11 protein-coding genes and 1 other annotated feature are annotated in these 12,744 nt (G+C 32.1%); of the genes, 1 reads left to right on the forward strand and 10 read right to left on the reverse strand.

The features are described 5' to 3' along the window. Positions 1 to 85: 85 nt before the first annotated feature. From zapA to infC, 10 genes are all read right to left on the reverse strand, one after another. Complete coding sequence (zapA, locus tag CCE28_RS09410) at positions 86 to 652, reverse strand: cell division protein ZapA (RefSeq protein WP_095133302.1); 567 nt, start codon at positions 650 to 652, stop codon at positions 86 to 88. Positions 653 to 982: 330 nt separating this feature from the next. Then, positions 983 to 2,479, reverse strand: a complete 1,497-nt coding sequence (locus CCE28_RS09415; RefSeq protein ID WP_176461749.1) for a DUF4489 domain-containing protein — start codon at positions 2,477 to 2,479, stop codon at positions 983 to 985. Between the two features lie 180 nt (positions 2,480 to 2,659). After that, positions 2,660 to 5,050 (reverse strand): phenylalanine--tRNA ligase subunit beta, encoded by a 2,391-nt coding sequence (pheT, locus tag CCE28_RS09420; protein ID WP_095133306.1) that lies wholly within the window; start codon positions 5,048 to 5,050, stop codon positions 2,660 to 2,662. A 13-nt stretch (positions 5,051 to 5,063) separates the two neighbouring features. Then, entirely contained in the window at positions 5,064 to 6,083 is a 1,020-nt protein-coding gene (gene pheS / locus CCE28_RS09425; RefSeq protein WP_095133307.1) for a phenylalanine--tRNA ligase subunit alpha, read from the reverse strand. A 237-nt stretch (positions 6,084 to 6,320) separates the two neighbouring features. Further along, positions 6,321 to 6,531 (reverse strand) — a binding site (T-box leader). A 43-nt stretch (positions 6,532 to 6,574) separates the two neighbouring features. Next, positions 6,575 to 7,384, reverse strand: a complete 810-nt coding sequence (locus CCE28_RS09435; protein ID WP_176461750.1) for a TrmH family RNA methyltransferase — start codon at positions 7,382 to 7,384, stop codon at positions 6,575 to 6,577. 21 nt (positions 7,385 to 7,405) lie between these two features. Beyond that, positions 7,406 to 8,053, reverse strand: a complete 648-nt coding sequence (locus tag CCE28_RS09440) for a potassium channel family protein (RefSeq protein WP_095133310.1) — start codon at positions 8,051 to 8,053, stop codon at positions 7,406 to 7,408. A 22-nt stretch (positions 8,054 to 8,075) separates the two neighbouring features. Continuing rightward, entirely contained in the window at positions 8,076 to 9,440 is a 1,365-nt protein-coding gene (locus CCE28_RS09445) for a TrkH family potassium uptake protein (RefSeq protein WP_330396836.1), read from the reverse strand. Between the two features lie 175 nt (positions 9,441 to 9,615). Then, positions 9,616 to 9,975: a 50S ribosomal protein L20 gene (gene rplT, locus CCE28_RS09450; RefSeq protein WP_095133311.1), complete on the reverse strand. Its 360-nt coding sequence runs from the start codon at positions 9,973 to 9,975 to the stop codon at positions 9,616 to 9,618. Between the two features lie 30 nt (positions 9,976 to 10,005). After that, on the reverse strand, positions 10,006 to 10,203 hold the full coding sequence (gene rpmI / locus CCE28_RS09455) for a 50S ribosomal protein L35 (protein ID WP_095133312.1): 198 nt from the start codon (positions 10,201 to 10,203) through the stop codon (positions 10,006 to 10,008). A 23-nt stretch (positions 10,204 to 10,226) separates the two neighbouring features. Next, complete coding sequence (gene infC / locus CCE28_RS09460) at positions 10,227 to 10,772, reverse strand: translation initiation factor IF-3 (RefSeq protein ID WP_095133313.1); 546 nt, start codon at positions 10,770 to 10,772, stop codon at positions 10,227 to 10,229. Positions 10,773 to 11,122: 350 nt separating this feature from the next. On the opposite strand from infC, the gene ftsH reads away from it, so the two are divergent. Then, the gene (ftsH, locus tag CCE28_RS09465; protein ID WP_095133315.1) at positions 11,123 to 12,676 is read left to right on the forward strand and encodes an ATP-dependent zinc metalloprotease FtsH; all 1,554 of its coding nucleotides are present in this window, start codon (positions 11,123 to 11,125) and stop codon (positions 12,674 to 12,676) included. Positions 12,677 to 12,744 lie beyond the last annotated feature (68 nt).

Here is a 12,744-nt window from a genome sequence, read left to right on the forward strand (position 1 = left end):
CACTCCTAATACATTATACTTAATTCTACACAACAAAAAAGTAGTAATATTATTATATCACTACTTATAGGTCAAATAATCATTTTTAACCCTTTTCATCAAAAGTATCAATAAAAGAGTCTAATTCTTTTTTAGCTTGTACATATTTTATTTGACTATCAAAAACCTTATTTTGAAGTTCTTCATTTTCTTTAGCTAACTTATCTAGTTCCTGTTCCTTAAGTGCAAGGGTTGTTTTTAAATTTTCTATTTCTCTTAATTGTTCTTCCTTTTCATTAAGAACCATTATAAGTGATTTTTTCTCTTCTTCTAAAAGACGTATATTTTCTTCATATTGTACTTTACTTTCTTCTATTTCACTTTTAGTAGCAGCAATTTCTGCTTTAGCTTCATTTAAAGCTTCTAAGGGTTCCTCCAACTTAGCTTTCCATACTTGCGCTTCTTCCCTACACTTCATATATTCATCAGCTATATTTAGGGACGTAAGTACAGCTATCATGGATGTACTTAGTTGATTGCTCTTCCTAGCCACATCTACCATTTTATCATCTACATAATTGGCAATCTTTTGGATATATTCCCTAGATTCAGAACCAACCATGGTATATTCTTGTCCATATATTTTAACTACTACTTTTCGTTTATTGCTCATAACACCTCTCCTTTTAATATGGAGTCTTCTAAATTTATAAGTTCCATTTGTAAGGATTTATTTCTTTCATTAGTAAAATTTTAACTATGTTCATTATTTCATCCTTAGTGTATTTCTATGAAACATATTTAACGGAAAATATTTTTACCTTATATTTCCATATCCATCATATATAATTTAACTATATTATACCTTAGGAACGGTATAATTACTATAGTTCCTTTTAAATTCATCTTTCCCTTTTTTTATTTGAAACTTTCTGCCTATAACTTAAGATTACTATAAGTTATATAAAAAAACTGATGGCAAAGCCATCAGCTTAAATTATAATTAGTGAGATTCACAAGCTCCTATTGCTAAAATAGTAGTATTAGTGAATTTATATATAATAGTATCAACCTGAGAAACTACAACTTCAATTAGCTCTATTGTATAAGTGCAACATTCATCATCAAAACAATCTACACATTCACAGAAATTAACATTGAAAGAATCTTTAAAAAGTCTCTCATTGTCATCATCATCAATATCAGATTTCTGATATTTCCATTCTTGTAAGGTTTCTTTTCTGCCTTTTTTGCACTCTTTAGTCAATCTAAATCCTAGTGTTATAGTTTCGCTATTACCTCCAATAGCTAAAAGATTAATAATAGTTGAATATTGAATATTAACACATGGTTTACATAAACCTTTTGTATTTATAGTAACAGAAGCTAGCTTTACTGGCGGATCAGTTACTTCTAGCATATTCGGAAGACTTGGATTAAATATCTTTCCACATTCTAAAATTGGTCTACAACTTTTTTCTTTTTCCCTAAAATGAGAGTCACAAGCTATAAGTGCTGAAATATTTTTATTGGTAATGTTATATGCAATTTCAGGATTGTCACTAAGATCAAGGGAGGGAGCAGCCTTAACTAGCTCAATTGTATAGGTACAACATTCATCATGAAAACAATCTATACATTCACAGAAAGTAACGTTAGAAGAATCTTTAAACATTCCCTCATTAGTACCACTATCAATATCAGATTTCGTATATTCCCATTCTTTTAATATTTCTTCCCTTCTTCCTTTGCACTCTTTAATCAATCTAAATCCTAGTGTTATAGTTTCGCTATTACCTCCAATAGCTAAAAGATTAATAATAGAAGAATATTGAATCTTTATACATGGTTTGTATAAAGATCGAGTGTCCACAGTAACGGAAGCCAATTTTACAGGTGCCATCATTGGGTTGTTTGGATCATCATTGAGTCGAGGTGGTAAACTTGGATTAAATATTTTTCCACATTTCAAGTGATCTTCACAAGATACACATGCTGAAATGTTTTTATTAGTAATGCTATATCTAACTTCAGGATCCTCATTGTCAAGAGAAGGAGCAGCTTTAACTAGCTCAATTGTATAGGTGCAGCATCCATCATGAAAACAATCTATACATTGGCAGAAATCTATAGAGAAGGAGTCTTTAAATTCTCTCTCATTCTCATCATCATCAATACCAGACTTCTCATATTCCCATTCTTGTAATATTTCTTTTATTTCATTTTTACATTCTTTAACCAATCTAAATTTTAGAGTTATAGTGCTCTTACCGGAACTAACGCCTAAAAGATTAATAATAGACGAATATTTAATATTTACACACGGGTAACATAAAGTTCTTGTGTCTACAGTGACAGAAGCAAGTTTCACTGGCGGCATCATTGGATTATTGAGATCATCATTAAGTCTAGGTGGTAAAATTGGATTAAATATTTTTCCACATTCTAAAGTTAATTTGCAATCTTTTTCTTTATTTTTATAATTACAGTATGTTAACATACATATATCTTTCTCCTTTATTTTTATTAACATCTAAGCATACTAGAAGTTTAATATATTTTATGATATAAATGGACTTGTTGTGATGACCCTCTTAAATATCAGGAAAAAGTATTGTATCTATTTGTGTTAGGTATTATTTGAATGAAAAAACAAAAGAAGGTCTTTCGACCTTCTTAGTTAAACTCTTAAACTTCCACCAATTTTTTCTTCTAATTCTTTTATTATATTATTGTGAACTTTAGTAACCTCTTCGTCTGTTAAAGTTCTATCCTTAGCTCTATAAACTAGAGAATAGGCTATACTCTTATGACCTTCATCTACTTGCTTTCCTCTATATACATCAAACAATGTAATACTTTCTAATATTCCACCACCATTGGCAGTTACCACATCTTGTATATCCTTAACATAAACCTCTTCTTTAACAACTATGGCAAAGTCTCTAGTCATGGCTGGATACTTTGGAAGTGGCGTATAACCCTTATCTAAGTTTATATGACCTATTATAGTCTCAAAATCTAGTTCTGATAGATATACTCTTGTGCCTATCTTATAGTTTTCACATACATTTGGATGAAGTTCTCCTAATGTACCCACAACTACACCCTTTACTAACACATTAGCACATCTTCCTGGATGGAATGTAGTATTAGACTTTTCTGGTACAAATTCTACTCCATCTATACCAAATCTACTAAATATTCTTTCTACTACTCCCTTTAAAGAGAAGAAATCCACTTCTTTACCATACATACCTATAGTAACAGCTCTCTTCTCAGAAGGTAGTATGTCATTTCCTGGTATGAATGTGTTTCCACACTCAAAGGCACGAGCTGATTCCACATTTCTGTTGTAGTTTCTAGCTAATACTTCTAACATATTACCCATTAATGTAGTTCTCATTACACTAGTTTCTTCACCTAGAGGATTTATTACTTTTACTACATTTCTTAAAGGGCTATCTTCATTTACACATAAGTTATCTAGTACACTTGGACTTACAAAAGAGTAAGTTAAAATTTCATTTAAACCTGCTCCATTTAAAGTGTCCTTAAGTATATCAACACTAGATTGTACTGGTGTTTTTCCACCTTGAATACTGTCTTTGTATAATGTAGTTTCTAATTTATCATATCCATAGATTCTAGCAATTTCCTCTACAAAATCTATTTCCTTTACCATATCTCCTCTGTAAGTAGGCACAGTTACTTCAAAGTCTTCTCCTACTACCTTTACTTTAAACTCTAAGCTTTCGAAGATTTCTACCATTTCATCAGTAGAAAGTTTAGTTCCAAGTAATCCATTTATTCTAGAACTTCTTACATTTATAGTTTTTTCTTCTGTCTTGTTTTCATATATATCTATATGAGATCCTACAACTTCTCCCGCTCCTAATTGTTCTACTAATTGACAGAATCTATTAGCAGCAGTTAAAGTAGTGTTCGGATCTACTCCCTTTTCAAATCTCGAAGAAGCCTCTGTTCTTAATCCTAAATCTTTAGATGTCTTTCTTATGTTATCCTTATTAAAATGAGCTGCCTCTAAGAATATGGTCTTTGTAGTATCCTTTATCTCAGAATTTTCTCCACCCATTACTCCTGCTATACCTACTGGCTTTTTACCATCACATATTAAAAGTATATCTTCATTTAAATTTCTTACTTGACCATCTAATGTTTTTATAGTTTCTCCAGCTTCTGCATTTCTAACTATGATTTTTCTATCTTCCACATCTTCTATATCATATGCATGCATTGGTTGACCATACTCTAACATTACGAAGTTTGTTATATCAACTATGTTACTTATAGGTCTAATTCCTGCTCTCATAAGCTTAGTTTGTAACCATTGTGGTGATTCTTCTATCTTTACATTCTTTATAACTCTTCCTACGAATCTATCACAAAGTTCATTATTCTTAACTTCTACTGTCATGTAGTCATTAGCATCTTCAACTTCATTATTAATCTTTATTTCAGGGTATTTCATAGGAACACCAAAAGTAGCTCTAGCTTCCCTAGCCATTCCAATTACACTTAAACAATCTGGTCTATTAAATGTAATTTCAAATTCCATTACAGAATCATCAAGACCCATTATTTCCTTTACTTCTGCTCCTAATGGATATTCTTTGTTAAAGATGTATATTCCCTCTTTGTTTTGACTTGTTGGTAATATATTGTCACCTATTCCAAGTTCTGTACCTGAACACATCATACCATTAGAAACTATTCCACGAAGTTTTCCCTTTTTAATCTTTGTTCCATCAGGTAATCTTCCGCCACTTAAGATAATTGGCACATAGTCTCCTTCTTTCACATTGTCAGCACCAGTTACTATTTGAATTACTTCTTCTCCCACATCTACTTGAGTAACTATTAAAGAATCCGCATCTGGATGTTTTTTTATTTCTAATATTTTACCCACTACAATTTTGTTCATTTTTCCTGCTGGATTTTCCACAGTTTCTATGTTAGATCCTGACATGATGAATCCATCTCTTATCTCTTCAACACTTAGGTTGCTTAAATCTACATAATCATTTAACCAATTTAACGATACTAGCATATTATTTCCCTCCTTAGAACTGTTCTATGAAACGCATATCATTTTCAAAGAATAATCTTATATCATCCACGTTGTACTTTAGCATAGTGATTCTATCAAGACCCATACCAAAGGCAAATCCACTATAGACTTCTGAATCTATTCCACATTCTTCTAATACGTTAGGATGAACCATTCCACATCCTAGGATTTCAATCCAGCCACTTCCCTTACATACTTTACAACCTTCTCCACCACACTTAAAGCAAGTCAAATCAACTTCTGCACTTGGCTCTGTGAATGGGAAGTTATGTGGTCTAAACTTAGTTTTAGTCTCTTCACCAAATAATTTTTTTGCAAACATATCTAGGGTTCCCTTTAAATCTGCCATAGTTACACCCTTACCTACTACTAATCCTTCTATTTGATGGAACATTGGAGAGTGAGTAGCATCTGGCGTATCACGTCTAAAACATCTGCCTGGAGAAATGACCTTTATAGGAGGCTCTGAGCTCTTCATAGTACGAACTTGTACAGGTGAAGTTTGAGTTCTAAGTATTATGTCATCATTAATATAAAAAGTATCTGCCATTCCCCTTGAAGGGTGATTTTTAGGTGCGTTTAGTGCATCAAAGTTATTATATACAGTTTCAACTTCTGGTCCTTCTCCTATGGAGAATCCCATACCTATGAATACATCCTTTATTTCATCTAAAACTGCAGTCAGCGGATGTCTATGACCTCTTAAAACTTCACTACCTGGCATTGTAACATCTATAGTCTCTTTTTCTAATTTTTTATTCTTTTCTTTTTCCTTAACACTATTAATAGCATTTTCAAGTTCACTACCAATAGCTTCTCTAACTTCGTTAGCTATCTTTCCGATTAATGGCCTCTCTTCATTTGAAAGATCCTTCATCCCCCTCAACACAGCTGTTAATTCACCTTTTTTTCCTAAGTACTTTACTCTTATTTGCTGAAGTTCATCCATACTTTGTGCATTATTTATTGAACTTATTGCATCTTCTTGTATTCTACTTAATTGTTCTTTCATACCTAAACTCCTTTCAACTTATTAAAAATTATTATAATTAACATATACACAATCCCAGATGTTATAGTTCTTCTGAAGATTTCATTAATTTTACTTCTTTTTCTTTTATTAGCCATATTATTGAAAAATATACTTAAAATGAAATAGCATATGATGAAAATTCCTACTCTAATTCCTATTTCCATATTAAACACCCTCAGTTTATATGTTTTTAGACAATAAAAAAACTCCGTCCCCATTAGGGACGAAGTTTATCCGCGGTACCACCCTATTAGTCAAAAAATGACCACTCATGGGACTATAACGGAGTCACCGGCAAGGCTTACTTTTTTCAGCTCTGCAGTTCAAGAGTGAACTTCAGTTGATTAATGTTTAAAGCGCTTCCAGCCCATGGCACTTTTTCTCTGTAAACTTAGGTTCAACTTACTCTCTCTATCACAACTATTAAAAATTTTTTAACTTTTAAATATTATAGCATAAGGAATTTTTATTTACAATAATTTTGTCATCCTTTGTCTTACAGATTCATATATGATAATAGATGATGCGGTAGATGCATTTAATGATTCCGCTTTCCCTAGTATTGGTATCTTAATTAACAAATTAGATTTATTTAATATATAATCAGAAACTCCATTTCCTTCATTACCTATTACGATTGCCAAATTTTTAGAAAAATCCACATCATAATAATATTTATCCGTATCTAAGCTAGTACATACTATATTTATTTTTTCCTTATGTAATACTTCTATTAAATCTTTTTCGTAAGTACCTTGGATTATTGGTATATTAAATATGGAACCCATAGTAGATCTTATTACTTTTGGATTATATACATCTACACACCCTTTTGTTAAAATCACTCCATTAAATCCTGCTGAGTCAGCAGTTCTAATTATAGTTCCTAAGTTTCCCGGGTCTTGAATCCTGTCTAATATTACGTATAAACCATCGCCTTTTATAAAGGAGTTTATATCATGGTTCTTCATGGCCATAACAGCCATAATACCTTGGGTATTTTCCGTATCCGATAGGGATTTAAATATCTTTTCATCCACTTCATAGGCATTTAATTTTCCAGATAAAATATCATTTAATAACTCTTCTCCATATTGTACATTATTAATTTTATTAGAATACAGTATATGCTTTATTTCTTCTTCGTATTTTATGGCATCTTTTATACTTCTAATCCCTTCAATTATGTATTCTTTATTTTTTTCCCTAAACTTTCTTTTGCTTAATTGTCTTATGTGTTTTATTATCTTATTATCTGAGGATGTTATTTTAATTGCCAAAAAATCCACCTCTTGTTATTATCATTTTTTCTCTATCTTTTGAATATCATCGTTATGGCCTATAACAACTAGGACATCTCCCTTTTTAACGGAATCCAGGGCACTTGGTGATATGTTTATCTCTGTACCACGCTTTATTGCCATTACATTTATTCCATACTTAGCTCTCATATTTAAATCTCTTAAACTTGACCCTTCCCATTCTGTTAATGATGCAATTTCAACTATACTATAGTCTGGTGCTAATTCTATATAATCTAGTATATTGGAAGACACTAGGTTATGAGCCAGTCTAACTCCCATATCCCTCTCTGGGAATACTATTCTATCTGCACCTATTTTATATAAAACCTTTGCATGCAATTCGTTTTGTGCCTTAGCTACTACATATTTTACACCTAATTCCTTTGCTATTAAAGTGGCCATAATAGACGATTGTATATTAGATCCTATTGTTATAATAGCCACGTCGAAGTTTCCCATACCTAATGATTTTATAGAATTTTCTTCAGTAGCATCTGCTTGTACTGCATGGGTTACAGAGTCTGCTATATTTTGTATAGTATCTTCATTACTATCTATGGCTAACACATCAAATCCAAGTCCATATAGTGTTCTAGCTACACTTGATCCAAACCTTCCGCAACCAATTACTGCAAATTGCTTCATGTTAACACCCCTTTATTATATTTTATCCTACTATCACTCTTTCTTGAGGGTACTTTACTAATCCCTTCTTCTTTTGTTGTTGCTTAGCAAGTGCCAAGGCTATAGTAAAAGGACCTACCCTTCCTGCAAACATAGTTAAAGATATGATTACCTTTCCCACCCCACTCAATGTTGGTGTTATTCCAACAGATAAACCTACAGTGGCAAATGCAGATGTGGCCTCAAAGAATATACTCAAGAAGTCTTGACTCGGTTCTGTTATAGACAAAATCATAGTGACTAATATAATTAGGCACATGGCTATACCTATAACTGCCAAAGATCTACTTATAATATCCCTTGGTATTCTTCTTCCAAAGGCTTCCGTATCATCTTTACCTTTAATTATGCTTGAAATATGTAATACCATAACCCCTGCCGTTGTAATTTTAACACCACCAGCAGTAGAGCCAGAAGATCCACCTATAAACATTAATATTATGGTAAAAAATATAGTGGCCATACTTAGCTTATCTGTAGGTAAACTATTAAATCCTGCCGTTCTTGGAGTCACTGAATGGAACATGGCTCCCAGTATTTTCCCCTTAAATGTGAGGTTTCCTAATGTATCTGGGTTGTTAAACTCAAGTACTAGAACAACTAAGAATCCTACCACTAGTAACACTGCCGTAATACATAATACTAACTTAGTATGTAGAGTATATCTTGAAAACTTTCTTTTGTTCATTACTTCCACTATTACGGTAAATCCTAAACCACCCATTATAATTAATCCACAAATAACTACATTTATTAATATATCATCTACAAAAAGTGTTAAACTCCTGAAATTTCCTATTAAATCAAATCCTGCATTACAAAATGCAGATACAGCATGAAATATACTAAATCCAATTCCAGTTGCCCAACCATACCTAGGTACAAATCTAAAAGCTAACAGTATGGCTCCCATACCCTCAATAGCAAAGGTTGCTATTAAGACATATTTTGTCAGTCGTACAATTCCAGATATGTTAAATTGATTTAAAGCTTCCTGCATTATAAGTCTTTCCCTTAAAGTAATACGCTTTCCAAATAATAGAGCAAAAAAAGTTGCCATGGTCATAAATCCTAATCCACCTATTTGAATCAATAGTATAATTACAGTTTTTCCAAATACAGTCCAGTGAGTTCCCGTATCCACTACTACTAATCCCGTTACGCATACTGCCGATGTGGCTGTAAAAAAAGCATTTAAAATACCTACGCTGTGCCCATCCTTTGATGCTATGGGTAACATAAGAAGTATAGCGCCCATTGCAATTACACTGGCAAAACCTAAAACTATTATTTGTGCAGGGTCCAAGTTAAATTTATCTATCCTTTTATTTACGTCTATGATAATCACCCCTGTCCTATGTAGTTTACTTAATTATAGCACTATAACCATTATTTGTGAACCATCATTCAATGCCCCTTTTATCTAAGGTTCAAAAGATATTCATTTACGGTTTTGTCTAGTGTATAACCGTCCTTAACAAAAGTTTTGTAACTAAAAATAGACTCTGTATAAGAGTCTATTTTTATGCATTTAATTTTGCTTTTGCAACTTCTGCTAATTGAGCGAAACCTTGCTCATCATGGATAGCCATTTCAGCTAACATCTTTCTGTTAACTTCAATTCCAGCTAATTTTAATCCGTTAATTAATCTACTGTAAGAAATTCCATTCATTCTAGCAGCAGCATTGATTCTTGCGATCCAAAGCTTTCTGAAATCTCTCTTCTTTAATTTACGTCCTATATATGCTGATCTTAAAGATCTTAATACTGCAGGGTTAGCAGCTTTAAATATCTTACTTTTAGCTCCATAAAAACCTTTTGCAAGTTTTAATATTTTTTTATGCTTCTTCTTTGCGTTCATAGCTTTTTTTACTCTTGCCATGTTTTTCGACCTCCTTTACAAATCTCTCTTCTATAAGTATGGTAATAATTTCTTCATGTTTGCTGCATCACCTTTAGCCATGATAGCAGCTTTTCTTAAGTTTCTCTTTCTCTTTTGGCTCTTTTTAGTTAATATATGGCTAGTAAAGGCCTTAGCTCTCTTAACCTTACCTTTTTTAGTTAACTTAAATCTCTTTGCAGCTCCACGGTGTGTTTTCATTTTTGGCATAATAAAATCCTCCCCTCTAAATTTTAAGCATTTTTAGGAGATAAAAACATTGTCATATTTCTACCTTCTAAGCTTGGTTTCTTTTCAATCTGACCAACTTCAGATACAAGGTCAGCAAATTTATTCATCACATCATAACCTAACTTAGTATATCCCATCTCTCTACCTTTAAATCTTATACTAACCTTGACTTTGTCTCCTTTAGATAAGAACTTGTGAGCTCTGTTAGACTTTACTTCTAGATCATGTTGTTCTATATTTGGGCTTAATCTAACTTCTTTAACGTTAATAACCTTCTGCTTCTTTTTAGCTTCTTTTTCCTTTTTGGACTGTTCAAATTTATATTTTCCATAGTCCATGATCTTACAAACAGGTGGTTTTGCTTGTGGCGCAATTTTAACTAGGTCTAATTTTTTTTCAATAGCCATTTCTTGAGCTTTTCTACCTGGAACAACTCCTAGTTGCTGACCGTCTGAGTCTATTAACCTTACCTCACGATCCCTAATCTGCTCATTAATTTCTAAATCCTTCTCTCTAATGACTTGACACCTCCTAAAAAATTTATGCACTTACTTCACTATAAAATAAAAAAGCGAATGCACTACGCATCCGCTTCACAAGCTACATTACACCTACCATTTAGGTAAAAGCTTATTAACCTTAACGATCCCTTTCGTAAGGTGAGAAGCGGAAACTTCTACTTTATTTCTTCAATTCATATCACTTCAATAAGTTTAGCATTATGTTTTAAAATTGTCAACACTTTTATTGTGTTTTTTTATAAATAATAATTTTTTTAGTTTTTCTCTTATTTATTTAAAATATACTTCTTTTATTTTATATGTTCTCCTATTTTTTGTTATACATTGGGTAAACTAATTTTATCGAAGGAATAAAATTATTAGAAAAGAGGTGTATCATGAATAAAAGGAAGTTTATTATTTCTTTATTGTATATAAACCTATTAATATTATTTTTAGGTACATTTATAAATGTTAATAATTCATACTTTACATACATGAGCAAGGGAAGAGTTATTTTGCTCCTCACCTGTTTCGTGCTCTTTATATATTATAAAAAATTAGATTCTTCTCCAGAATACGAACTAGCTCAAGTTAAAACAGAAAAAAAAGACAAAGAATTAAAACAAACTAATAAACCCCATGTTAATTTTAAGGACGTGGCTGGTCTTGATGAAGTAAAAGAAGAATTAGTTGAAGTAATAGATTTTATAAAATCCCCAGAAAAGTACAAAAAGATGGGTGCAAAAATACCTAAGGGAATATTATTTTATGGTCCGCCTGGTACTGGAAAAACCCTACTTGCTCAGGCATTAGCTGGAGAAACTAATTCAACCTTCTTTCCTGCTAGTGGTTCTGAATTTGTGGAAAAATATGTGGGAGTAGGAGCAAAAAGAGTTAGAACCCTGTTTGAAAAGGCAAAAAAAAATAGCCCTAGTGTAATATTCATAGATGAAGTGGATGCCATAGGTGCTAAGAGAACTACAGAAAGCAACAATGAAAAAGATCAAACTCTAAATCAACTTTTAATAGAAATGGATGGATTTCACTCGGATCAGAACGTAGTAGTCATAGGAGCTACTAATAGATTAGATCTTTTAGATGAAGCCCTTTTAAGACCTGGAAGGTTTGATAGGCATATGCATATAGGGAATCCAGACTTAAAAGCTCGACAAGAAATATTTGGCGTTCACATAAGAAACAAACCAGTAGATAAGAGTGTAGACATAAAAAAATTAGCTCAAAAAACCCATGGTATGTCTGGAGCTCATTTATCTAACATTGCCAATGAAGCTGCCATATTAGCCGTTAGAAATAATAAGAAAAATATAGGCATTGAAGAATTTGATGCGGCCATAGAAAAGGTAATAGGCGGAGTTGAAAAGAAAAATCCCCATATAGTTGAAAAAGAAAAAAAGAAAGTATCCTATCATGAAGCAGGCCATGCTTTAATGGGAAAAATATTGGAATTAGATTTAATATCAAAAATATCAATAGTTCCCCGTGGCGAAGCATTAGGTTATGTAATGTATACTCCTGAAGAAGACAGATACTTGTTAACTTATAATGAACTAAAGAATAAAATAAAAGTCTTATTAGGAGGTAGAAGTGCAGAACAACTTATTTATGGTGAAGTATCTACAGGAGCTAAGGATGATTTGAAAAAGGCAAATGCCCTAGCCTACCAAATGGTATGTGAATATGGCATGAGCAACCTTCAAAATAGAGTTTTTGAACCTAATTTTATAAAAAACTGCTATCCATTAATAGACAATGAAATAAAATTAATAATAGATGAATGTTACAAGGATAGTGTTTCCCTATTAACTGGAAACCTAAATCTCCTTCAGACAGTCGCTGATCACCTTTACGAACAAGAAACCCTAACTGGAGAAGAACTAGATACTTTATTAATAAAAAATAATCTTATATTGAACAAAGGAGGGCTTTAAGCCCTCCTATCAGATTGTAGACAAAGTCTACAATCTGATAGACTTTTGACAAATTTGAAGTTCGAGGC

This window comes from Anaeromicrobium sediminis (assembly GCF_002270055.1).
Lineage (GTDB): Bacteria > Bacillota > Clostridia > Peptostreptococcales > Thermotaleaceae > Anaeromicrobium > Anaeromicrobium sediminis.